This is a genomic window from Neisseria sp. P0021.S007 (assembly GCF_051956855.1).
In genome coordinates, this window is record NZ_JBQCXA010000007.1 from 37,467 (window position 1) to 60,619 (window position 23,153).

Consider the following 23,153-nt stretch of genomic DNA (forward strand, 5'->3'; position numbering starts at 1 on the left):
TTACCATTACATCCAACGCGTTTTAACCAATAAGGAATAACAAATGAATCAGGCGCAACAGCTCCGCGACGGCATACAGGCACTGGGTTTGGACATCGACGAAGCCAAACAAGCCAAACTGCTAGACTATGCCGCCCTGCTGCAAAAGTGGAACAAAACCTACAACCTGACCGCCCTGCGCGATCCCGCCCAAACCGTCAGTCATCACCTGCTCGACAGCCTGACCCTCCTGCCCTATATCGAACACGCGCAAACCATGCTTGACGTCGGCTCCGGCGGCGGACAGCCCGGCATACCCACTGCCATCTGCCGCCCCGACCTCGACATTACCCTCCTCGATGCCAACACCAAAAAAACCGCCTTTCTGCAACAAGCCGTCATCGAACTCGGCCTTAAAAACGTCCGCGTCATCAGCGGCCGCGTAGAAGCCGCCGCCGACTGCCGCGCCGACGTCATCACCAGCCGCGCCTTTGCCGAACTCGCCGACTTCGTCAACTGGACCGAACACCTCCTCAAAGACGGCGGCTACTGGGCAGCCATGAAAGGCGTATATCCGCAAGAAGAAATCGACAAACTCCCCGAAAGCGTCGCCGTCGAAAAAGTCGAAGCATTGCACGTCCCCCAACTCAATGCCGAACGCCATATCGTCATCATCCGCAAAAAGGCCGTCTGAAAACAACCCAAGCATACCGAATAACGGTACAATCCAGCCATCCACACTTAACACGACAGCAAAGCACATGAGCGCACAAATCCTCGCCGTCGCCAACCAAAAAGGCGGAGTCGGCAAAACCACCACCACCGTCAACCTAGCCGCCTCCCTGGCCTCCAAAGGCCGCCGCGTCCTCGTCGTCGACCTCGACCCCCAAGGCAACGCCACCACAGGCAGCGGCATCAACAAAGCCACCATCGAAAACGGCGTTTACCAAGTTGTCCTCGGAGAAACCGACATCCCCAACGCCGTCGTCCGCAGCAAAGAAGGCGGCTACGACGTATTGGGCGCCAACCGCACACTGGCCGGCGCAGAAGTCGAACTCGTCCAAGAAATCGCACGCGAAATCCGCCTCAAAAACGCCCTGCAGCTCGTTGCCGACAACTACGACTACGTCCTCATCGACTGCCCCCCGTCCCTGACCCTGCTCACCCTCAACGGCTTAGTCGCCGCCAACGGCGTCATCGTCCCCATGCTTTGCGAATACTACGCCCTCGAAGGCATTTCCGATTTAGTGGCCACCGTCCGCAAAATCCGCCAAGCCATCAACCCCGACCTCGACGTAACCGGCATCGTCCGCACCATGTACGACAGCCGCAGCCGCCTCGTCGTCGAAGTCAGCGAACAGCTCAAACAACACTTCGGCAACCTGCTCTTCGACACCGTCATCCCCCGCAACATCCGCCTCGCCGAAGCCCCCAGCCACGGCCTCCCCGCCCTCGCCTACGATGCCCACGCCAAAGGCACGCAGGCTTATCTCGACTTGGCCGATGAACTGATTGCACGGTTGGAAAAATAAACAGAAATATGAATATAAAAGGCCGTCTGAAAGTTGGGAAATACTTTCAGACGGCCTTTGGTTTGATTGGAAAGAACATTTTTAAAAAAGACCGCGTGCGTGCGTACCGCACACACCCTACACATAAATTTTAAACTCTTTGTAATTCATAGGTAGGGTGTGTGCCCAAAGGCACGCACGCGGTTGCATGGAGGCTACGGCTTGCTTATTTTAATATAATTAATTGATTTTAATAAATTAAATATTTCTTTTACAGCATAATTCATACCTAAAAAATTATTAATTTACCCTTAAATAAAGTTATTTAAGATAATACGTTGACAAAAAATCTCTACTAACATATAATCAAGGAAAATAAATTTTAACTGGTGGCTGATATGAACTTAAATAACCTTATTAATTCACTAAAAGAGGCTTATTTACGCCTTGTTAGTGAATTTGGTAGTGAGCATGTTGGTCGATATTACGTACCTTACGATCTGTTAAAAGAGGAGTTAGGTTACAAACGTGCAACAAAAAAAATGCTTGAAACTTCTATGTTAATTTTAAGGCAAGCTGGTTTTGAAGTATCTGATGAACCGGCTAATAGGGCTCTTTTAGTGAAAGTCGATATTAACTCACTTTCTTATATGGATAGCGAACGTTTAGCTAAAGCATTAGAGCAATATCGAAATAAACCTCATGGATAAAATAAAGCCGACCTTAATTATTGACGTAATTAAGGTCGGCAGGTAGGTATTCAATGTTGACGCATTGAATACAATGCAGCATTCCCAGCCGCTCATTACAACAGCAACTAGGTTATAAACTGCTAACTTTCTGACTAAAAGTTCTTAGATTTTAACCATAACGTCTGCGATTGTCTACTATCCGTTAAGCGTTGGGCAACATCCTCGGATAGAAAGTGTATATATGTATACAGACGATCGAGGCACTTTTATCTTACGTTGGACTCGTAAATTGCCCAATGGTAAGGTAATTCGTGCTAAAGGAAAGCCTTTTAAAATCTATATTTCAAAGTAATTGTGTTGAGGTATTTTTAATACATTACAATTTGCAAGCCGTTTGGTTATAAGCCAAACGGCTTTTTGTTGCACAATGAACAAGTTTTACAAAAACAATCCTAATATAGAAATTTACATACCGAATTTTCCCCACTCCTTCAACAACCTCTTCACCGACACCGGATACGGTGTCTTCAATTCCTGTGCAAACAGCGACACTCTCAATTCTTCAATCATCCATTTAAACCCTGCAAGGCCGTCTGAAACGGGTAGTCCTTGTTTCACCAAACTGTCGGTTTTTTCTTGCCACATTTGTTCCAGCTCTTGAATATCGGCTTCGCGGGCTGCGTCGCGGGCGGGGTTGCTACTGTATTTTTCGAGACGCAGGGTCATGGCTTTTAGGTAGATGGGGAGGCGCGGCCATTGTGCCCACGGGGTGCGGGTGGCGAAGCCGGCGGCGAGCAGGGTTTGCAGGCGTAGTCTTAGGAGGTGGGTCAATGGATGCTTGCCGAGTTTGCCGTTGAGTTCGGCATAGGCGGCTGCGGTTTCCTGCAAGTAGCGGCTGAGGGCTTCTTTGACGGCAGGCAGGCGGCTGCGGGCGCGTTTGATTTGCTCTTTAAAGGCTTTTTCGTTGCGTGGCAGCTCGTCTTCGCCGATAAAGGCGCGGTCACAGACGGCTTGGGTGAGGTCGTCGCGCAGGGTGTCGGCATTGATGTGTTTGAGCAGCATGGCGGCTTGGGTAAAGCCTTGGATGCCTTTGTTCAGGTCTTTAACTTGTTCTTTTAATTGCAGCTTCATCAATTCGATTACGCCTTGACGGTGTGCCTGTTCGGCGGCTTCGGTGGTGTCAAACAGGCGCAGGGCGATGCGGCCGTCTTTTTCTTTTTGCAGGCCGAGATAGCCGGTGAGCTGTTGTTTGCCACGGGCAAATTTGATGGATTCGGGCAGGGTGCCGATGTCCCATGCGGTAACGTTGTCGCGCTCGAATTCTTGGGTGTTGTCGCGGAAGGTAACGGCGGCGGCTTGGCCGAGTTGTTGTTGCAATTCATGCAGTTTGCGGCCGCCGGCAAGCTCTTGTCCGCCGTCGTCGATAATGCGCAGATTCAGATAGCAGTGTTCGGGCAATTCTTGCGCCACCCATGCGTCTTGGTCGATTTGCTCGAGAATCCGCATATCGCCGGCGCTTTTGGCGATAAAGTGCGCCAACTGGGGAATGATGGCCGCTTGGCGGTCGGGATTGCTTTCGAGAAATTTGGTGATGAAATCGGGTACGGGCACGCAAATGCGGCGGATTTGCTTCGGCAGGGCTTTAATCAGCAGCTGGATTTTTTCGCGCAACATACCGGGCACCAGCCATTCGAGCGACGGCGCGTGCAGGCGGTTGAGGACGGTCAGCGGCACGGTCATGGTCACGCCGTCGAGCGGATGGTGCGGCTCAAAGCGGTAGGAAAGTTTGAACTTGCCGTCTGCGGTTTGCCAGAATTTGGGGAACTGTTCTTCGGTAATGTGCGCGGCGGCGTGTTGCATCAAATCGTCGCGGCTGAGAAACAGCAGGCGCGGATTGTCGCGTTCGGCGGTTTTGAGCCAGGCTTCAAAGGTGCGGATATCGGCAAGGGGCAAAGGTTTCAGACGGCCTTTGCCTTTTGCGGCATGCTGATTGGTCTTGTTGTCTGATCCGTTTTGTTCGGCATTTTTATCTGACAGGTTTTGTCCGCCCTCTTCACTTCCCCAAATGCCGCCTTTCGCGTCTTTCCACACCAGCTCGGGCAGGCGTTCGTTATAAAACGCAAACAGGGCTTCGTCGTCGACCAATACGTCTTGTTTGCGCGATTTGTGTTCGAGTTCGGTAATTTCTTTAATCAGCTTTTTATTGTGGGCAAAAAAGGCCGTCTGAAGATTGCTTTCCTGCGCCACCAATGCGCCGCGGATAAAGATTTCGCGCGCTTCTTTGGGCGCAACTTTGCCGTAAGACACGGGGCGGCGCGGCAATACGGTCAGGCCGTAAAGCGTCACGCGTTCACTGGCGATGACTTCGCCGCGTTTTTGCTCCCAGTGCGGCTCGAAATAATGATAGCGGACGAGGTGCGGCGCTTCCTGCTCTATCCATTCGGGCTGGATAACGGCGACGTCGCGCGCGTAAAGGCGCGTGGTTTCAACCAATTCTGCCGCCATCACCCATTTAGGTTTGGCTTTGAACAAGGCTGATGCCGGGAAAAGGTGGAAACGGCTGCCGCGCGCGCCAGTATAGTCGTTGCCGTCGGGTGATTTCATGCCGACGTTGGCGATAAGGCCGGTCAGCAGGGCGCGGTGGATTTGTTCGTATCCGGCTTCTTTAGCGGCGCGGATTTGGGCGCGGTGTTGTTTCTTATCCAGTTGTTTTTGTTTGAGCTTTGCCGCCAAATCTTGGTCGCCTTGGCTTTCAGACGGCCTTAATTGTTCTTGGGAAGGAGGTTGTCTAAACGCGGCTTCTTTGGTGGTCAAACCCATTTCAATCGCGGTTTGAGCAAGCTGGTGGTGCAGCTCGCGCCATTCGCGCATCCGCAGATGCGACAGGAAATATTGACGGCACCATTGCACCAGCTGCTTGTTGGACAAACCTTTGTCGCGCTCGCGCTGGAAGCTGTCCCAAATATTCAGATAGGCAAGAAAGTCAGATTGCTTATCGGTAAAGCGTTCATGCGCCTTGGCCGCGGCATCGCGCGCTTCCAACGGCCGCTCGCGCGGGTCTTGAATCGACAGTGCGGACGCGATCACCAATATTTCCGCCATGCAGTCGTGTTTCTTCGCCGCCAGTAAAATACGCGCGATTTTCGGGTCGATGGGCAGGCGCGCCATTTGTTCGCCGAGCTTGGTCAGACGGTAGCGCGTGTTGGCACCGATATGGCCTGAACTGTTTTGCAGGCCGTCTGAAATATTGGCTGGGTTGAATCGGGCATCAATGCCTGATCCGCGTACTTGGTTTTTCATATTTTGCATAGTCTTGTCAATCGGGCATCTATCCCCGACATCATCTAAATTTGTCTTTATTGGTTTTCACGCCGCTTATTGTGGATAAACATATTCCGCCTTGCCATCGCGAATGTTCAAGCTGCCTGCATCGCCTGTAATCAGGTTGCCCGTTACCGAGCCTTCACTACAACCTGAAACCGGCATATCGTAGCCCAGTGTGTGAATCAAAAACGTTGAAAGCTGCTGATGGAAGGCAATCTCGCAAGGTGTAAAAGCTTGGTTGGCAGCCTGTTGCACGGCCTTATCCGGGCTGTACAACACCAGCGGCACAAGATAGCTGTCGGGCTGTACCGTGCCTTGATTGTAGGTATCTTGGCGTACATACTGACCATGATCGGAGGTATAGGCAAACAGCCAGTTGCCGTCAGGCTGCTTTTGCAGCTGCTCGAATACGGTTTGAATCATTTGGTCGGTTTTATGGATGGTGTTGTCGTACTTGTCCACAATATTGGCCTCGCCGAATACTTTATCTTGAGGCTGCAACAATGCACCGTATGGGACGTGCGAACCGCGTTGGTGCAACACGATAAAATGCTTGCCCTGCTGCAAATTGATTTTGTCAAACAGCGGCAGCAGTTTCTCATCGGGCATATTGTCGCCGTTGCCGTAGCCAAGCTGCGTCGGCTGAATCAGATGGTCTATCCATTTCTTACCGATTAAGTTCAAAATCGCCATCTCGTTTTCCGCCTGCGCGCTGTAAAAATACGTTTCATAGCCCTGCTCTTTAGCGAGGCGGAACATATTGGTATCGCCGCTGCTGATTTGCTCGTAGCCGTTGGCATGCGGTATCGCATTAAAAAAGCTGGGCAGGGACACAGCCGTCATCAAAGCGGCGGAATAGCTTTGTTTCACAATCGGCTTAAATTCGGCTTGCGACAGCTGGGTCAAAAATGGCGAAGTTTCGCGTCCGTAACCAAACAGTTTCAAATGCGTCGCGCTTTCACTTTCGCCCATAATCAGGACGATATTTTGAACACTGCCCTGCCCGATTTTGCTTGGCGCAGACTGTTTGAACACAGGAATCTTGCTTAAATCAAACAACTGATACGGCAACACGCGTCCGATAAAATAGCCAAAGCTGAAATAATTGGCTTTGATGCGGCTGTATGTTGGTTTGGGCGAAATACCGTGTTCCTGCGTCGTACTGAATGAACGTCCAAAAATCAGCAACATCGCCGCAATAAACAAAATATCGGCAGCAAAATGCGTCTTACAGCGGAACTTGGCAAGGCTGCAAAACAGCACGACTTCCAACACGCCCCACAACACAGGCAGCCACAACTTATCCAACATCGACGCGCCCGCGCTGCCAACTTCGGTAACCTCTTTCAGCATCAGCCAATAATTAATGCCCGTTATCCAACTTTGATAAACCGCGTAATGCACATTGTTGGCAATGATGCTGAGCGCAAAAAACAACGCAATCAGCAACCGTGAAGCCTTATAACGCGCAAACAGATACAGCGCAGCAATCACAAATGTCAGCGCAAACGTTTCTGCAATTTTTGCCGCCGGCAGAGTTTCAATTCCGAATACAAAGCGATAGGCAATTTCGCTGGCAGTAAGTAAAGACGAATACAGAACAAGCGTGAGGAAAGATTTTTTCATCATTAATATTTCACAATAAAAAATTTACCGATTGAGTTTTAAAACCCAATATTCCCTTTTCAATAGTTTTTAGTTTCTCAATGATTTAGGCCGTCTGAAAATGAAACATAATCTACCATTTTCTTTTACTTTTCAGATGGCCTCCACCGCACCCAACTCCAGTAATACCTGAAAACCGTCATTGATATACCGCGAATCGGGCATTTCTAAAAATGGGAATGCTGCTACGTCGCCCAAGTTCAGCGATGCCATGCGTAGGATGACGGCGGCTAGGTTGCTGCGGACGATTTCGGGGGCGGTAAATTCGGGGCGGCTGTTGAAATCTTCTTCTGAAAACAGTCGGATACACACGCCTGCGGAGACGCGTCCGCAGCGACCGGAGCGTTGGCAGGCGGCAGCTTGGGAGATTTTTTCGACATGAAGCTGCTCCACTTTCGCCCGTGCGGAATAGCGTTTGACGCGCGCGAGGCCGGTGTCGATGACGTATTTAATGCCCGGTACGGTGAGCGAGGTTTCGGCGACGTTGGTTGCCAGCACGATGCGGCGTTTTGCGCCTGATGGGTGGAAGATTTTGTGCTGCTCGGCGTGCGACAGGCGTGCGAATAGGGGCAGGATTTCGTCGTTGCGGCGCAGCGTGGATTTGCGCAGGGCTTCGGCGGCTTCGCGGATTTCGCGCTCGCCCGGCAGGAACACCAAAATATCGCCTTCGCCATAGCGTACCAATTCGTCGGCTGCATCGACAATTGCGTCGGTCAGCTCGACTTCTGCGTCGTCTTCGTCTTTGCTGGTCAGCGGTCGGTAGAGGATTTCGACGGGATACGTCCGTCCGCTCACTTCTAAAACAGGGGCACCGTTGAAGTGTTGGGAGAAGCGTTCTGCATCTATCGTTGCCGAGGTGATGATGACTTTCAAATCAGGGCGGCGCGGCAGCAGCTGTTTCAAATAGCCCAAGAGGAAGTCGATGTTCAGGCTGCGTTCGTGCGCTTCGTCGATGATAATCGTGTCGTATGCGGCGAGATAATGGTCGGTCTGGGTTTCTGCCAGCAGGATGCCGTCGGTCATCAACTTGACGCAGGCATCGCGCGAGGTGTGGTCGGTAAAGCGCACTTTATAGCCGACCGCGTTGCCGATTTCGGATTTCAGCTCTTCGGCAATCCGCTCTGCTACGGAACGCGCAGCCAAACGGCGCGGCTGGGTATGCCCGATCAATCCTGCCGCCCCACGCCCGAGTTCCAAACAAATCTTGGGCAACTGCGTGGTTTTGCCCGAACCGGTTTCGCCGCAAATAATCGTTACCTGATTTTCGGCAATGGCTTTTTTGATTTCGTCGAGCTTTTCGTGAACGGGCAGCGTGTTGTCGAATTCGGGCTTGGGCAGTTTGGACAGGCGTTGCAGATAGAGGTCGTGCGATTTTTTGTATTTTTCCTCAACCTTGGCCAGGCCGCCGTATTTATTGGGGTTCTTAAAGGCAGATCGCAGAAAATGGCGGTCTTTGGAGAGGGTTTGGGCGAAATCGGGTTGCGGCATGATGGTGCAATAAATTAAATAATGTGAAAAGAATGGAATTATAGCAAAAGGCCGTCTGAAACTTGCTTGCTTTCAAGTTTCAGACGGCCTTTGTATGGATAAACCGTTTTAGTCGGCGGCGTGCCAAGGTTTTTGCATACCGGCGTGGAAACTCGGTTTTTCTCCGCCCCACAAGGTGTCGATGTCGTAGAAGTCGCGCACGGCAGGGAGCATGACGTGGACAACGAGGTCGCCTGCGTCGACAAGCGTCCATTCGCCGCTGTCGCCTTCGGTGCTGAGGATTTCGAAACCGGCTTCTTTCAAATCGACGGCAACGTTGTTTGCCAGTGCTTTGACTTGGCGTGTGCTGTCGCCGCTGGCAATAATCATGCGGGCGAACAGGGAGGTTTTGTCTTGGGTTTCCAAAACAGAGATGTCTTTGGCTTTGATGTCTTCGAGGGCGTTTACGGCCACTTCGACCATTTTTTGCAGGTCTTGCAATTCTTGTTCGTTCATTATTTTCCTAATTGAAATGTTTTCAGACGGCATTATAGCTTATCTGCCTGAATAAACGCTATTTTTCATAGAGTTTGTGTTGGCGGATGTATTGGGCGACCGGTTGCGGCAGGCCGTCTGAATGGTGCGTTTTGGCAAGATTGGCACGGATTTGGGTGGAGCTGGTGTTGTGCAGCGGCGCGTTGAGGATGCGGACGCTGCCGTTTTGCAGTGCTTCGCCGAGCCATGCGTGCAATTCGCGCGGGGTTTTGTTGAGGTTGTCGCCTTGTCGCATGGCGATGGCGATATGGGTCTGGCGCACGAGGGTTTGCCATTTTTTCCATGTGTGCAGCTGCATCAGGCTGTCGCTGCCCATCAGCCACCACAGTTGCGCGCTGGGAAACTGCTGGCGGAAGATTTGGACGGTGTCAAACGTATAAGTTGCGCCGTCGCGGACGATATCACAGTCGCTGGCGGCGAATTTCGGCTCGTCGGCGATGGCGAGTTCAACCATATTGAGGCGCTCTTGTGCCGGCGTGCGCGTGCTGTCTTTGTGGTACGGGTCGCCTGCCGGCAGGAAGACGACGAGATCCAAACCGATTTCGTCGGCGAAGGCGCGGGCGATGTGGAGGTGGCCGTTGTGAATGGGGTCAAACGTGCCGCCGAATAATCCGATGTTTTTCATTTCGTGGTGATGTCTGCGTTAGATGTTTTGGCCGTCTGAAGCAGGCAGACTGCCGTCAACAATCAGGTTGAGCTTGCCTGTGGTCGGGTGAATGACTAGGCCATGGATGGCGATGTTGTCGGGCATCAGCGGATGTTTGCGAATCAGCTCGACGGTATGGCGCACGCTGTCTTCGACATCGTCAAAACCGGTCAGCCAGCCGTCCAAATCGATACCGGCATTGCGCAGGGTTTCGATGCGGTCGTCGGGGATATTGCTGTCGTGTACGCGTTGGAGGAACTCTTCGGCGTGCAATCCGCGCATACCGCAATCGTGGTGGGCAATGACCATGATTTCTTTGACTTTAAGTTCAAATACGGCCACCAACAAACTGCGCATCACCGAACCCCAAGGGTGGGTCACCAGCGCGCCGGCGTTTTTGATGAGCTTGGCATCGCCGTTTTTCAAACCCAACGCGTTGGGCAGCAATTCGATAATGCGCGCGTCCATGCAGGAGAGGATGGCCAGCTCGCGGCCGGGGTATTTGTTGGTAAAGTATTTTTCGTATTCGCCCGTTTCGACGAAATGTTGGTTATAGGCGAGGATTTCGCTCAATTCGCTCATGATGTGCTCGTTTCGGATGGTTTACTCTATTATAGCGGTTTTCGGGTAGTGCGGTTGTTTTGCAAATTCGCCATAAACGGCTAAAATCGACGTATCTTTAGTTCTTTTGGAGGATGCGCCATGTCTCAGTCTTTCCGTTTTGAACAGGTATTCGCGTCCGATGTCCACGACGCATTGTGGGATTGGGCGCAAACCAGCTATGGCGCATCCGACGATTGGTGCATTCTGTATCTCAACGGCCTGCCTTTAGGCCGTCTGAACCCATTATGGCGCGAACGCCTCGGGCAAGATTGGACAGGCAGGCAGTCAACCCTTTCAGACGGCCTGAATTTGGAAACAGACAGCTGGGCTCAGATGGGCGACAGTTTACAAACGCTGGCGCAACAATGGCGCGAGTGCGGTTGGCTCAAAGGTTGGCGCGGTGAAAAGTTCGACATCTGCGACCAGTCGGGCAAGCCTTTATGCGCACTCGAACGCGCAGCCTTCCGTCCGTTCGGCCTGATGAGTCAGGCAGTGCATTTGAACGGATTGGTCGAAACAGAAGACGGTTTGCGCTTTTGGATAGGCCGCCGCAGTCCGCACAAAGCCGTCGATCCAAACAAACTCGACAATCTGACCGGCGGCGGCATCAGCAGCGGCGAGAGGCCGTCTGAAGCCGTCTGCCGCGAGGGCGAAGAAGAAGCAGGCATTCCCGCTTCATTAACACCTCATATCCGACCGACTGCCCAAATATATAGTTTGCGCCCCGTTAACCGCGGTGTCCACAACGAAATCCTGTATATCTTCGACATCGTCCTGCCCGAAGGCTTCCAACCCGCCAACCAAGACGGCGAAGTCGCCGGTTTTGAACTGATGGACATCCCCACCCTGCTTGATGCCATGTTGGGCGGACACATGATGCACGATGCCCAGTTGGTCACAATCGAAGCCTGCCGTCGATACGGCCTGATCGACCCCAAACATCTGCTGTCCGCATGGCTCGACAGCATCCGTTGCCGACCCCATTTTTAAAGGCCGTCTGAAACCATGTTACAACTCAAAAACATCAACAAACGCTTCGGCAGCAAAACCGTTGCCCAAGACATTAATCTAAACGTCGAAGCAGGCGAAATCCTCGCCGTACTCGGCCGCTCCGGCTGCGGCAAATCCACCCTGCTCAAAACCATCGTCGGCCTGGTGCGTCCCGACAGCGGCGAAGTCTGGCTCAACGGCGACAACATCACCGACATGCCGTCTGAAAAGCGCAATATCTCGCTGATGTTTCAAGACTACGCCCTTTTGCCGCATTTAACCGCCCTCGACAACGTCGGTTTCGGCCTCAAAATGCGCCGCCTGCCCAAAGCCGAAATCGAAGAACAATCCATGCAGGCCTTGCGCGACATCGGTTTGGAACACGAAGCGCAACGCAAACCCGAAAGCCTCTCCGGCGGCGAACAGCAACGCCTCGCCCTCGCACGCGCCCTCATCACGCGCCCGTCGCTGTTGCTCTTGGACGAAGCCTTCTCCAGCCTCGACACCCACCTGCGCCGCCACCTGCGCACCCTGACCGCCGAACGCATCCGCAGTCAAAACATCCCCGCCATCCTCGTGACCCACTCCGCCGAGGAAGCCTGCACCATGGCCGACACCATCGCCATCATGCACGAAGGCCGCATCCTCCAACACGGCACGCCGGAAACCCTTATCCACCGCCCCGTCAACGCCCAAGCCGCCCTACTGCTCGGTTTGGCCAACACCGGCGACACACGCTACATTCCCCAACACGCCATTCGATTCGACCCAGACGGCACGGCCGTCCGCATCAGCGAAGCCGTTCCCCTCGCCGAAGGCACACGCCTCACCCTCGCCCATCCGCAATACGGCGATTTGATTTGGTATCCCCACGCTGACCACGATACGGACAAACCGCAAACCGGACAGGAAATCCGCATCAGCGTGGATGAAAGTCAGATCGTTTGGTTTGATTGAATTTGATGGATTAAGAAAAAGAAAAAGGCCGTCTGAAAATTAAGTTTCAGACAGCCTTTGTTATCTAGCCATCAATCAAACAAACCTATCTGACCTATGGTCGCTTTTTACTTCACTTTCGTACATACCTCACGGGCAGTCCCGTCTTCAAACACCAATTTGCCTGTTTTATCCAGTTGATAAACCTCGTCTTCACCGGGCTTGTCCATCTGCGCGACCAATCCGGTGTATATCATACTTTCCAAGAATTGGCCGTCTTCTGATTCTTCCAACCATGCCAATGTTTCAGGGCTGTGGAGTCGTGAAACTTCACTGTACTTGATTTGGCTTTGAGTTAAGGCATTGTTCGCAAAACGCCATTTACCCCCACCAACAACATGGTATGCCAAAACATTGCCGTCATCGTCCACTTTGAGCTTAGCGTCGCCACGGAAACTGTCGTCCTGAAGATATTCGACTTTTGTATCACTCTGAATGTTTTCATCAGAGCCAACGCAATGCCATGTACCGACAATTGGAGAAGCCAGAGCAGTTGTTGCGGATAAAAGCACCGGCAGAATAAAGAGTTTCATCTATTTCCTTTTTTTAAAGAGGCCGTCTGAAAAAACATTTTTCAGACGGCCTTGTCTATTCAATCAAAATCAGTCTTTCAACTTCGCCAACTGAGTTTGAACTTTCGCCATTTTGTCTTCCAACTCCGCCAAATCGGCTTTGTCTTTTTCCACCAGATGCACGGGGGCTTTTTCGGTGTAGCCGGGTTTGGAGAGTTTGGCATTGAGTTTGTCCAAGGCTTTTTGCAGCTTCTCGGCTTCTTTGCTCAAACGGGCGGTTTCGGCGGCTTTATCGATTTCGACTTTCAGCATCAGGCGCGCGCAATTGCAGACGGCGCTAGGTGCGTCTTCGCTTTCGGGCAGCCTGTCCACTGTTTTGGCTTCGGTCAGGCGCGTGAGGGCGGGCAGGTATTTCAGCAGCGCTTCAGGCACACTGCCTTCCACAAACAGCGGCGCTTTCACGTTCGGGGCAATGCCCATTTCGCCACGCAGGTTGCGCACGGCGCCAATCAGGTCTTGCAGTTGCGCCATTTGGTCAAAAGCAGCCTGCACGATTTTTTCCGGGTCGGCTTTGGGATAAGCGGCCAACATAATGCTGTCGGCGGTTTTGGCATTCGCCAGAGGCGCAACGACCTGCCACAGCTCTTCGGTAATGAACGGCATGATTGGGTGCAGCAGGCGCAGGATGGTTTCGAGTACGCGCACGAGGGTGCGGCGTGTGGTGCGCTGGGTTGTCGGGCAGCCGGTTTGGATTTGCACTTTTGCCAGCTCGATGTACCAGTCGCAATATTCGTTCCACACAAATTCGTACAGCGTTTGCGCGGCAAGGTCGAAGCGGTAGGTTTCAAAGGCTTCGGCAACGGCGGCTTCGGCTTGTTGCAGTTTGCCGATAATCCATTGGTCGGCAAAGGTAAACGCCAACGGCTGCATTTCGTCTTGGCCGCAGTCTTTGTCTTCGGTGTTCATCAACACGAAGTTGGTGGCGTTCCACAATTTATTGCAGAAGTTGCGGTAGCCTTCGGCACGTTTGAAGTCGAAGTTGACGCTGCGGCCGAGGCTGGCGTAGCTCGCCATGGTGAAGCGCAATGCGTCCGCACCCATGCTCGGAATGCCTTCGGGGAAGAGTTTTTTGGTTGCTTCTTCCACTTTCGGCGCGGTTTCGGGTTTGCGCAGGCCGGTGGTACGTTTCACCAGCAGTTTTTCCAAGTCGATGCCGTCAATCAAATCCACAGGGTCGATGACGTTGCCTTCGGATTTGGACATTTTTTTGCCTTCATGGTCGCGCACGATGCCGTGGATGTACACGTCTTTAAACGGTACTTTACCGGTGAAGTGGGTGGTCATCATAATCATGCGCGCCACCCAGAAGAAGATGATTTCGTAGCCGGTGACCAAGACGTTGGACGGCAGGAAGGCTTTGAGTTCGTCGGTTTCAGACGGCCAGCCCAATGTGGAGAACGGCACGAGCGCGGAGGAGAACCATGTATCCAATACGTCTTCTTCGCGGATCAAACCGGTTTTGCCGGCTTGTTTTTCGGCTTCTTCCTGATTGCGGGCAACGTACACATTGCCTTCGTTGTCATACCACGCAGGGATTTGATGGCCCCACCACAGTTGGCGCGAGATACACCAGTCTTGGATGTTGTTCATCCATTGGTTGTAGGTGTTGACCCAGTTTTCAGGGATAAAGCGCACTGCGCCGCTGTCGACGGCTTTTTTGGCTTTGTCGGCAAGGCTTAAGCCTTTGAATTCGCTGTCAGGCTCGCCGCCGTTTGGCGTGGCGGACATGGCGACAAACCATTGGCTGGTCAGCATCGGCTCAATCACTGAACCGGTACGGTCGCCTTTCGGCGTCATCAGCGTGTGCGGTTTGATTTCGACCAAGAAGCCTTGTTCTTGCAAATCGGCAACCATTTGTTTGCGCGCGGCAAAGCGGTCCAAGCCTGCGTATTTTTCAGGCAGGGCAAAGCCTTGTTGCGCTTCGCCTTTGAAGTTGAACACTTCGGCGTTTGCCAGCACTTTGGCTTCCAAGTCGAACACATTAATCAGGCGCGTGTCGTGGCGTTTGCCGACTTCATAGTCGTTGAAGTCGTGCGCAGGCGTGATTTTCACGCAGCCGGTGCCAAAATCTTTTTCAACGTATTCGTCAGCAATCACGGGGATGGTGCGGCCGGTCAGTGGCAGGATTAATTCCTTGCCGATTAAGTGGGTATAACGTTCGTCTTCAGGGTTGACGGCAACGGCCACGTCGCCCAGCAACGTTTCGGGACGGGTAGTCGCCACGATAACGGCTTCGGCAGGATTGTCGGCCAGCGGATAGCGGATGTGCCACATAGAGCCTTGTTCTTCCACGCTTTCCACTTCCAAATCCGACACTGCGGTACCCAATACTGGATCCCAGTTCACCAAGCGTTTGCCGCGGTAAATCAAGCCTTGTTCAAAAAGGCGCACGAACACTTCGGTCACGGTTTCGGCGCGCACGTCGTCCATCGTGAAATACTCGCGCGTCCAGTCGGCAGAGCAACCCACGCGGCGCATCTGCTGCGTAATCGTGCCGCCGGAAACTTCTTTCCATTCCCACACTTTTTCCAAGAATTTTTCGCGGCCCAAGTCATGACGGGATACGTTTTGTGCGGCAAGCTGACGCTCGACCACGATTTGCGTGGCGATGCCCGCGTGGTCGGTGCCCGGAATCCAGGCGGTGTTGCAGCCTTTCATGCGGTAATAGCGGGTCAGGCCGTCCATAATGGTTTGGTTGAAGGCATGGCCCATGTGCAGCGTGCCGGTTACATTGGGCGGCGGCAGTTGGATGGAGAAAGACGGTTTGGTCAAATCCATATCAGGCTGGAAATAGCCCTGCTTTTCCCAGTTTTGATAATGTTTGGATTCGATTTCGGCTGGATTGTATTTGTCTAACATGATGGAACTTTGTGAAATTAAGGTTATTTTTGATGTGCGGATTATAACGCAAAAAGGCCGTCTGAATCATTTCAGACGGCCTTTGGCATACGGGTTTTAAAAATGGAACAATACCAGGCTGACGGCAATCACTGCCATGCCCGTTGTCAGGCCGTAAACGGTTTCATGGCCGTCTGAATAGCGTTTGGCGGCCGGCAACAACTCGTCCAACGCCAAAAACACCATCACACCGGCTATCACGCCGAACACCGAACCAAACACGGCAGGCGATAAAAACGGCTGCAAAACCAAATAGCCCAAAGCCGCCCCCAAAGGCTCGGCCAAGCCGGATAGCAGACACGCCCATACCGTTTTCTTACGGCTGCGGGTGGCAAAATAAACCGGCGCGGCGATGGAAATGCCCTCCGGAATATTATGGATGGCAATCGCCAAGGCCAAAGGCATCCCGACCGCCGGATTTTCCAAGGTGGCAAAAAACGTCGCCAAACCTTCGGGGAAATTGTGCGCCGTAATCGCAAACGCCGCCATCATACCGACTCGTGCGATATGGCGGCGTTTACTTTCTTGAAACGACGGGTCTTGCGCATCTAAGGTTTCATGCGGGTTCGGCACCAGGCGGTCGATCAGCGCAATGCCGCCCATCCCAGCCAAAAATGCCATGGTCGCCGCCGCAAACGCGTGGTCTTTATCATAAATTTCAGCGAATGCCTCGCTGGATTTACTGAAAATTTCCGTCAGGGAAACATATACCATCGCACCGCCGGCAAATGCCAAACCAAACGACAACACGCGCGGATTGGGCGTTTTGGAAAACATCACCAAGCCGCTGCCTAATACGGTAAACAAACCAGCGGCCAGCGTGATGGAAAAGGCAACGGCCAAATTGGACATCGAAAAATCGGGCATGAGAAAACCTGCGCTAAAAGCTGGGACAGGTTCAGACTAACACTTTTTAATGCATATGATAATAGTTATTATTTATTTTATTGATTAGGTACACAGATTTTGAAACAAAAGGCCGTCTGAAAAATAATTTTCAGACGGCCTTTAAGTTTGAAATGTCACTAAACCTTATCGCTTTCCAGCTTAAGCCTGATAGCGCGACAGGCTCAAATCATCGCTGCGGATTTCGGTGTCTTTACCGCTCACGATATCGGCGGTTAATTTTGCCGAACCCAGCGACATGGTCCAGCCCAAAGTGCCGTGGCCTGTATTTAGGAACAGGTTGTCAAAGCGGGTGCGCCCGATTAACGGCGTGCTGTCGGGCGTCATTGGTCTGAGGCCGCTCCAGAACAATGCCTGATTCAAGTCGCCGCCTTCGGGGAACAAATCGTTGACGACCAAAGCCAGGGTTTCGCGGCGTTTTTCGGGCAGTTTGATTTCGTAGCCCGATAATTCCGCCATGCCGCCGACGCGGATTCTGTTGTCAAAGCGCGTGATGGCGACTTTGTAGCTTTCATCCAAAACGGTGGACACTGGCGCGCCGTCTGAGTTTGTGACAGGCAGGGTCAAGGAATAGCCTTTGACGGGGTAAATGAGCAGATCGAGGTCCAACTGCGCCAAAACCGTCCTGCTGAAGCAGCCGAGCGCACAGACGAAGGCATCTGCTTCAAACCGTTCTGTTTCGGTTTCCACTGCGCTGATGCGCTGGCCGCCCTGTTCGATGCGGCGGATGGTTCGGTTGAAATGAAACTGTACTCCCTTTTCCTGACACAATTTGTATAGGTTTTCAGTGAAGAGGTGGCAGTCGCCGGTCGCGTCTGCGGGCAGGTGCAGGCCACCGGCAATTTTGGCGGTAACGCGTGCCAGCGCAGGCTCAAACTCTGCGCATTCTTCGGGTTTCAGACGGCGGTACGGCACGCCGTAGCGTTCCAAAACGGCAATGTCTTGTTCTGCCGCTTCAACTTCTTTGGCTTGGCGGAAAATCTGCAACGTCCCTTTTTTGCGCCCTTCAAAATTCATGCCGGTTTGCGCTTCAAAACGGCGGAACATTTCTCGGCTGTATTCAGAAATCCTGACCATGCGCTCTTTATTGATTTGATAGCGCGCTGACGTGCAGTTTTGCAGCATTTGCCACAGCCATTCGATTTGATACAGGCTGCCGTCAGGGCGAAACAGCAAAGGCGGATGGCTTTTAAACAGCCATTTCAGTGCTTTGGTCGGGATACCGGGTGCAGCCCAAGGCGTGGTATAGCCGTAAGAAAGCTGGCCTGCATTGGCAAAACTGGTTTCCATCGCCACGCCCTCGGCGCGGTCGATGACCGTTACTTCATGCCCTGCCTCTGCCAGATACCACGCGGAAGATACGCCGGCAACACCAGCACCTAAAACAAGCACTTTCATTTTTCTCCTCCTCTGACTTTTTTCAAAACAAACTTAATATCCATCGGGCCGTCTGAATGTTCAGGTTCAGACGGCCTTGGACATTAATGCGGCAATTCGCCGTTTTTGATTTTTTGTTTGAAGTCACGCGTTTCATTGACGATGACTTTCGCCATCAACAAAAGCGCAATCAGGTTGGGCAATGCCATCAAGCCGTTGAATGTATCCGAAGCCAGCCACACCAAATCAAGGCTCAACACGGTTCCCAGCATAACTGAAGAAACATAACCAACGCGGTACAAACCGGCAAACTTCTCGCCGAAGACGTAAACCGCGCATTTCTCGCCGTAATAACACCAGCCGAGAATGGTTGAGTAGGCAAAGAAAATCAGGCCGATGGTGACAATCCAGCCGCCGATACCGGGCAGCATTTTTTGGAAAGTGACGGTTGTCAGCGCCGCGCCGCTCAATTCAGGTTTGACAAACTCGCCACCTGCGCCGAGCAGACCCATGACCAACACGATACCGGTAATCGAGCAGACAACGATGGTATCCAAAAAAGTACCGGTCATGGAAACCAAAGCCTGGCGGACGGGGTGGTCGGTTTTCGCGGCGGCGGCGGCAATCGGCGCAGAACCCATACCTGCCTCGTTGGAGAACACGCCGCGCGCCACGCCGTAGCGGATGACCGTACCGATGGCGCCGCCTGCCACGGCTTGCGCGCTAAACGCATCGGAGAAAATCAGTTTGACGGCGGGCATCAATACATCGGAATTAATCACGATAATGGCAATACCGCCTACTACATAAAACACTGCCATGGCAGGCACGATAAAGGACGCGGCTTTGGCGATGCCCTTAATGCCGCCCAAAAGTACAATGGCCGTTAATACGGTCAATATCACGCCTGTGTAGGCAGGTTCGACACCGAAGCTGGTTTGCACTGCCTGCGCAACCGAGTTGGACTGCACCGAGCTGCCGATACCGAAGGAAGCAAATGTGCCGAACAGCGCAAATGCGACGGCCATCCATTTCCAGTTTTTGCCCAAGCCTTTTTCGATGTAATACATCGGGCCGCCGGACATTTCGCCTTTGGAATTGGTGACGCGGTATTTCACCGCCAACACGCCCTCGCCGTATTTGGTGGCCATACCGAAAATGGCGGTCATCCACATCCAAAATACCGCGCCCGGGCCGCCGGTTACCACCGCAGTCGCCACACCGGCAATGTTACCCGTACCGATGGTGGCAGACAGCGCGGTCATCAACGCCGCAAAATGGGAAATATCGCCTTCGTGGTCTTCGCCGTTTTCATGCTTCTTTGACGGCACAAACGCCTGTTTCAGAGCATAACCCAACATGGTGAACTGCAAGCCTTTCAGCAAAACGGTCAGCAAAATGCCCGTACCAACCAGCAGCATCAACATAATAGGTCCCCAGACCCAGCCGCTGATGGTTTCGAAAAAGGCTTTAAGATTGTCTAAAAACAATTGCATGGCTTTCTCCTTTGTCTGTTTTATTTTTTTATGCACTACTTTTTGTAGTGTCATGTAATTTCAGCACAGAATATTCAATAAGACAATATCTTTCTTTTTAAAAAGATTTTTGAGGTTTTACCCTAAAAAGATATCTATTTAGACCGGCCAGATTGTTTACAATCCGCTAAAAATAAAGGCTGCGGCCGAGAGAAAATGCCAAATGAAAGTTAATCAACCATCAATTAAGACTGCAACAATTAAAATGACACAATCGACAAATGGCACATTATTGAAAAATACAAACACGCAAATCTTGTTTTAAAAAGCTTCAGGCCGTCCGAAAGATGGTTTTCAGACGGCCTGAGGCTTGCTATTTATATTGATAAAGTCAGGTTGATGAATGTTACCCAAGCAACTGCGCCAACAATCGGGCAAAGCGTTCCGTTGCGCCTTCGCTGGTGTGCAAATACAGGGCGGGCTCGATGAGTTCCAATTCATTGAGCAGGAAGGTGTCGCCGACCAATGTACCGTCCACCCGAGCGTAAACCGGAATTTGCGGCAAAGCGGCCAGTACGTCTTGCGCGGCACGGACGGCAAACTCGGGCGGCTCAATACCGAACACCGACACGCCATAGGCCGAGTTGGCGCGCCATTCGCCTTGCGGCGGCTGACGGCGCACGGCATGGCTGAGTATGCCGTTGAAAAACACCAGCGAGGTTTCACCCGCTGTTTCGATTTCGCGGATATACGGTTGAACAATCATACCTTGCGGATAATCCGCCATGTTCACGTCCAATGCGTCCGCACAAACTTTAACCACGCCTTTGCCGCTCTGCCCAAATGCCGGCTTGATGACTGCTTCCATCCAACCTTGTCGGTTCAGGATGTCGGCCAATTCGGCTTTTTGCGGCGGAACGAACACGCTGGGAATCACTTGCGCACCGCGTTCTGCCAAATCGCACAAATAAGTCTTTTCCATATTCCAAGCCATCAGCTCGGGCGGATTGATAAAACGCTGCCCCGCCTGCTCGGCATGCTCCAGCCATTGGCGGAAGACTTCGGGTTCGGCGGCATAATCCCATGCGCACAAAGGCAGTAAAAACGGTGCGGACGGATGGTTTTGCCACGCATCAAATACGGTTTTCACGCCCATGCTTTCCAAGCATGCCGCCAATGTTTTCAGGTTGTCCGATGGTTCGGGATAGGTTTGGCAGGTAATGAGTGCCAAAACGGTTTGCTCGGTCATGGTTGCCACCTCGTCGCTAAAACCAAAATTATATAGCGAAATCAAACCAAAAGATTTTTCAGACAGCCTGATACATGAGGCCGATTCTGATAAAATGGTTTCCCCTTTTTCGTCGGAACATGCTCATGAAATCTGCCCACGTCCTTGTCTGGTTCCGCCGCAACCTCCGCCTGCACGACAATGCCGCGCTTAATGCCGCCGTTGCAAGCGGTTTGCCCATCACCTGCGTCTGGGTCAGCCAAAGGCCGTCTGAAAACCACAATCCGCGTCAAAGCCTGTTCCACTATCAAGCCGCGCAAGAGCTGCATACCCGTCTGGCGGCACACCATATTCCTTTATATGTCGTTGCCTCCGACGAAGACCTCCTCCCCTTGGCTGCTGCGCTCAATGCCCATACCGTCATCACAGACGAAGCCTACACCGAAGCCGAAATCCGTCAAGACAACCACCTCTGGCACAATTTCGACCGAGCAGGCATTGCCCTGCAACACGCCAACGACCGCGGCATTTTGGCCAAATCCCCCCTCATGGATGCCAACGGCCTGCCCTACACCGATTTTGCCGCCTATAAACAAGCATGGTTGCAGGCTTATTCAGGACAAAGGCCGTCTGAAACCGAATTGCCTGTTCAAACCGGACAAAACGTTCCACTGTTTCCAGCCCATACCGGCGCAGTATTGCCTGCCTATCAACAGGGTGGCGAAACCGCGGCCTTAACGCAATGGCACGCGTTCAAACAGAATTTGGTTCACTACCCGATTACCCAAAATTTTCCGGCACGAAAAAACACCAGCCTCCTCAATGCCTACCTGTCCGCAGGCTGCATTTCACCGCGCCTGCTGGCCGCCGAAGGCTTGGCAAACCGACATTTCGAGTGGCTGGACAAGCTTATTTTCCGCGACTACTGCTACCAGCTCGCCTACCACCGCCGCCTGCCCGAAACAACCGATGCCGCTCCGATATGCGAATACTGGCGACACGGCCAAACCGGCGTGCCCATCATCGACGCCTCCATCCGCGGCCTCGAAGCCACCGGCCACTTACACCCCGTTCTCCAGCAGCTGTGCGCCCACTATTTCTGCCATGCCCTCAACTTTGACCCTAACCAAGGCATCGCGTGGACAACCTCCGTCCAAACCGGCACCGACCCCGCGCTCAACCAAGCTAACTGGCACCTTGCCGCACAAGACACGGCCACCGTCCGCTATGCCCACCGTTCACATCAAATCGACCCCGACGGCAGCTACATCCGCAGTTACCTCCCCGAATTGGCGCACCTGCCCTCCACCCTCATCCACACGCCGTGGGCCGCCGCCGACGACATCGACACACACGGCTACCCCTTTCCCAAGGCCGTCTGAAACCTACGTTCACACCAAAAAACCACACTAAATACAGCTGAAAAACGTTCAAACAAAATATTTTGGTTTCAGACGGCCAAACAGATTGAATAGCCAAGATTTACACGGTAAACTTACGTCATTAAAAAATTTTATTATTTCATTACAATGAAACCCGCATTCGACATAAAAACGTCACGTTTGGACGTCTTATCCATCCATCTGCACACCGCAGATCTAACCGAATTGGAAGAATTCCTGCGCCAACTGGCAGGCCAATCCCAAGACGAATTCGTTCCCTTCATTTTAGACGTACAAGATTTCGACCATCCCGAATCCATCGATTTGGGCGGCATGATTTCCCTGTTTGCCCGTTACGGCATGCAAATTTTAGGGCTGCACCACACCAGCGACACATGGGCAGCGGCGGCGGCGCGTTACCACTTGGTATTCAAACAAGGCAACGCCACCCAGGCAGCCGACACACAGGCAGCGCCCACCCCGCGCCAAGCACCGCAGCCGCAAGACGTACAGGCCACCGTCATCAACAATCCGACCGTATTGGTCAGCACGCCCGTGCGTACCGGCCAGCAGGTGTACGCTGAAAACGGCGACCTCATCGTTACCGGCATCGTCAGCCAAGGTGCAGAACTTATCGCCGACGGCAACATCCATATTTACGCCCCCATGCGCGGCAGGGCGTTGGCCGGTGCGAAAGGCAACACCAACGCGCGCATCTTCATCCATTCCATGCAGGCCGAGTTAGTCTCCGTTGCCGGCATCTACCGCAACTTCGAGCAAGACCTGCCCGAGCATCTGCACAAAAAACCCGTACAAGTATCATTGCAAGACAACCGACTGGTTATCAGCGCAATCGACGCCGAATAAACATCAGTACTTAAAAAGGA

At 52.7% G+C, this 23,153-nt stretch carries 19 protein-coding genes; 7 read left to right on the plus strand and 12 right to left on the minus strand.

The window, feature by feature from the left end; translation table 11 throughout:
- Positions 1-43 precede the first annotated feature (43 nt).
- From rsmG to ACTHUR_RS09055, 3 genes are all read left to right on the plus strand, one after another.
- Positions 44-673, plus strand: coding sequence for a 16S rRNA (guanine(527)-N(7))-methyltransferase RsmG (gene rsmG, locus ACTHUR_RS09045; protein WP_036493627.1), 630 nt, complete (start codon positions 44-46; stop codon positions 671-673).
- A 67-nt stretch (positions 674-740) separates the two neighbouring features.
- Positions 741-1,511: a ParA family protein gene (locus ACTHUR_RS09050; protein WP_003681348.1), complete on the plus strand. Its 771-nt coding sequence runs from the start codon at positions 741-743 to the stop codon at positions 1,509-1,511.
- Positions 1,512-1,888: 377 nt separating this feature from the next.
- The gene (locus tag ACTHUR_RS09055) at positions 1,889-2,200 is read left to right on the plus strand and encodes a hypothetical protein (RefSeq protein WP_070824046.1); all 312 of its coding nucleotides are present in this window, start codon (positions 1,889-1,891) and stop codon (positions 2,198-2,200) included.
- Positions 2,201-2,647: 447 nt separating this feature from the next.
- On the opposite strand, the gene ACTHUR_RS09060 is transcribed toward ACTHUR_RS09055, so the two are convergent.
- The 6 genes from ACTHUR_RS09060 to ACTHUR_RS09085 all read right to left on the minus strand — a co-directional run bounded on the left by ACTHUR_RS09060 (position 2,648) and on the right by ACTHUR_RS09085 (position 10,421).
- The gene (locus tag ACTHUR_RS09060) at positions 2,648-5,491 is read right to left on the minus strand and encodes a DUF3418 domain-containing protein (RefSeq protein ID WP_440361273.1); all 2,844 of its coding nucleotides are present in this window, start codon (positions 5,489-5,491) and stop codon (positions 2,648-2,650) included.
- A gap of 66 nt (positions 5,492-5,557) precedes the next feature.
- The gene (lpt3, locus tag ACTHUR_RS09065) at positions 5,558-7,135 is read right to left on the minus strand and encodes a lipooligosaccharide phosphoethanolamine transferase (protein ID WP_440361274.1); all 1,578 of its coding nucleotides are present in this window, start codon (positions 7,133-7,135) and stop codon (positions 5,558-5,560) included.
- Between the two features lie 129 nt (positions 7,136-7,264).
- Positions 7,265-8,659, minus strand: a complete 1,395-nt coding sequence (gene hrpA, locus ACTHUR_RS09070) for an ATP-dependent RNA helicase HrpA (RefSeq protein ID WP_004520228.1) — start codon at positions 8,657-8,659, stop codon at positions 7,265-7,267.
- Between the two features lie 108 nt (positions 8,660-8,767).
- On the minus strand, positions 8,768-9,154 hold the full coding sequence (gene rsfS, locus ACTHUR_RS09075; RefSeq protein ID WP_002246503.1) for a ribosome silencing factor: 387 nt from the start codon (positions 9,152-9,154) through the stop codon (positions 8,768-8,770).
- A 58-nt stretch (positions 9,155-9,212) separates the two neighbouring features.
- A complete protein-coding gene (gene nadD, locus ACTHUR_RS09080; protein WP_049343716.1) occupies positions 9,213-9,818 on the minus strand; it encodes a nicotinate-nucleotide adenylyltransferase in 606 nt (201 codons plus the stop codon).
- 18 nt (positions 9,819-9,836) lie between these two features.
- Positions 9,837-10,421 carry a beta-class carbonic anhydrase gene (locus tag ACTHUR_RS09085; protein ID WP_049336840.1) on the minus strand — a complete coding sequence of 195 codons (585 nt, stop codon included), beginning with the start codon at positions 10,419-10,421 and terminating at the stop codon, positions 9,837-9,839.
- 120 nt (positions 10,422-10,541) lie between these two features.
- Here ACTHUR_RS09085 and ACTHUR_RS09090 point away from each other — a divergent pair, with 120 nt between their 5' ends.
- Together ACTHUR_RS09090 and ACTHUR_RS09095 are read left to right on the plus strand one after the other, a co-directional pair.
- Complete coding sequence (locus ACTHUR_RS09090; protein WP_049343715.1) at positions 10,542-11,432, plus strand: NUDIX hydrolase; 891 nt, start codon at positions 10,542-10,544, stop codon at positions 11,430-11,432.
- 15 nt (positions 11,433-11,447) lie between these two features.
- Entirely contained in the window at positions 11,448-12,389 is a 942-nt protein-coding gene (locus ACTHUR_RS09095; protein WP_070695185.1) for an ABC transporter ATP-binding protein, read from the plus strand.
- A gap of 107 nt (positions 12,390-12,496) precedes the next feature.
- On the opposite strand, the gene ACTHUR_RS09100 is transcribed toward ACTHUR_RS09095, so the two are convergent.
- From ACTHUR_RS09100 to ACTHUR_RS09125, 6 genes are all read right to left on the minus strand, one after another.
- On the minus strand, positions 12,497-12,961 hold the full coding sequence (locus tag ACTHUR_RS09100; protein ID WP_049336837.1) for a hypothetical protein: 465 nt from the start codon (positions 12,959-12,961) through the stop codon (positions 12,497-12,499).
- 69 nt (positions 12,962-13,030) lie between these two features.
- On the minus strand, positions 13,031-15,859 hold the full coding sequence (locus ACTHUR_RS09105) for a valine--tRNA ligase (RefSeq protein ID WP_070695184.1): 2,829 nt from the start codon (positions 15,857-15,859) through the stop codon (positions 13,031-13,033).
- 96 nt (positions 15,860-15,955) lie between these two features.
- Positions 15,956-16,765 (minus strand): zinc transporter ZupT, encoded by an 810-nt coding sequence (zupT, locus tag ACTHUR_RS09110; RefSeq protein ID WP_002224778.1) that lies wholly within the window; start codon positions 16,763-16,765, stop codon positions 15,956-15,958.
- 180 nt (positions 16,766-16,945) lie between these two features.
- Positions 16,946-18,202: a D-amino acid dehydrogenase gene (locus tag ACTHUR_RS09115; RefSeq protein WP_049336835.1), complete on the minus strand. Its 1,257-nt coding sequence runs from the start codon at positions 18,200-18,202 to the stop codon at positions 16,946-16,948.
- Positions 18,203-18,285: 83 nt separating this feature from the next.
- Positions 18,286-19,677 carry an alanine/glycine:cation symporter family protein gene (locus ACTHUR_RS09120; protein WP_070695183.1) on the minus strand — a complete coding sequence of 464 codons (1,392 nt, stop codon included), beginning with the start codon at positions 19,675-19,677 and terminating at the stop codon, positions 18,286-18,288.
- A 385-nt stretch (positions 19,678-20,062) separates the two neighbouring features.
- On the minus strand, positions 20,063-20,905 hold the full coding sequence (locus ACTHUR_RS09125) for an ATP-grasp domain-containing protein (RefSeq protein ID WP_070695182.1): 843 nt from the start codon (positions 20,903-20,905) through the stop codon (positions 20,063-20,065).
- Between the two features lie 125 nt (positions 20,906-21,030).
- Between ACTHUR_RS09125 and ACTHUR_RS09130 the strand changes: the two genes are divergently transcribed.
- The gene (locus ACTHUR_RS09130; protein ID WP_070695181.1) at positions 21,031-22,266 is read left to right on the plus strand and encodes an FAD-binding domain-containing protein; all 1,236 of its coding nucleotides are present in this window, start codon (positions 21,031-21,033) and stop codon (positions 22,264-22,266) included.
- Between the two features lie 147 nt (positions 22,267-22,413).
- A complete protein-coding gene (minC, locus tag ACTHUR_RS09135) occupies positions 22,414-23,133 on the plus strand; it encodes a septum site-determining protein MinC (RefSeq protein ID WP_003749320.1) in 720 nt (239 codons plus the stop codon).
- Positions 23,134-23,153 lie beyond the last annotated feature (20 nt).

Bases quoted from the DNA above. Each gene is read 5' to 3' on its own strand.
- ACTHUR_RS09085 (WP_049336840.1), bottom strand. From the start codon at position 10,421: ATGAGCGAATTGAGCGAAATCCTCGCCTATAACCAACATTTCGTCGAA.
- ACTHUR_RS09095 (WP_070695185.1), top strand. From the start codon at position 11,448: ATGTTACAACTCAAAAACATCAACAAACGCTTCGGCAGCAAAACCGTT.
- minC (WP_003749320.1), top strand. From the start codon at position 22,414: ATGAAACCCGCATTCGACATAAAAACGTCACGTTTGGACGTCTTATCC.
- rsfS (WP_002246503.1), bottom strand. From the start codon at position 9,154: ATGAACGAACAAGAATTGCAAGACCTGCAAAAAATGGTCGAAGTGGCC.
- ACTHUR_RS09105 (WP_070695184.1), bottom strand. From the start codon at position 15,859: ATGTTAGACAAATACAATCCAGCCGAAATCGAATCCAAACATTATCAA.
- ACTHUR_RS09050 (WP_003681348.1), top strand. From the start codon at position 741: ATGAGCGCACAAATCCTCGCCGTCGCCAACCAAAAAGGCGGAGTCGGC.
- ACTHUR_RS09115 (WP_049336835.1), bottom strand. From the start codon at position 18,202: ATGAAAGTGCTTGTTTTAGGTGCTGGTGTTGCCGGCGTATCTTCCGCG.
- lpt3 (WP_440361274.1), bottom strand. From the start codon at position 7,135: ATGATGAAAAAATCTTTCCTCACGCTTGTTCTGTATTCGTCTTTACTT.
- ACTHUR_RS09100 (WP_049336837.1), bottom strand. From the start codon at position 12,961: ATGAAACTCTTTATTCTGCCGGTGCTTTTATCCGCAACAACTGCTCTG.
- ACTHUR_RS09120 (WP_070695183.1), bottom strand. From the start codon at position 19,677: ATGCAATTGTTTTTAGACAATCTTAAAGCCTTTTTCGAAACCATCAGC.
- ACTHUR_RS09055 (WP_070824046.1), top strand. From the start codon at position 1,889: ATGAACTTAAATAACCTTATTAATTCACTAAAAGAGGCTTATTTACGC.
- ACTHUR_RS09090 (WP_049343715.1), top strand. From the start codon at position 10,542: ATGTCTCAGTCTTTCCGTTTTGAACAGGTATTCGCGTCCGATGTCCAC.
- rsmG (WP_036493627.1), top strand. From the start codon at position 44: ATGAATCAGGCGCAACAGCTCCGCGACGGCATACAGGCACTGGGTTTG.
- ACTHUR_RS09130 (WP_070695181.1), top strand. From the start codon at position 21,031: ATGAAATCTGCCCACGTCCTTGTCTGGTTCCGCCGCAACCTCCGCCTG.
- zupT (WP_002224778.1), bottom strand. From the start codon at position 16,765: ATGCCCGATTTTTCGATGTCCAATTTGGCCGTTGCCTTTTCCATCACG.
- ACTHUR_RS09125 (WP_070695182.1), bottom strand. From the start codon at position 20,905: ATGACCGAGCAAACCGTTTTGGCACTCATTACCTGCCAAACCTATCCC.
- ACTHUR_RS09060 (WP_440361273.1), bottom strand. From the start codon at position 5,491: ATGCAAAATATGAAAAACCAAGTACGCGGATCAGGCATTGATGCCCGA.
- nadD (WP_049343716.1), bottom strand. From the start codon at position 9,818: ATGAAAAACATCGGATTATTCGGCGGCACGTTTGACCCCATTCACAAC.
- hrpA (WP_004520228.1), bottom strand. From the start codon at position 8,659: ATGCCGCAACCCGATTTCGCCCAAACCCTCTCCAAAGACCGCCATTTT.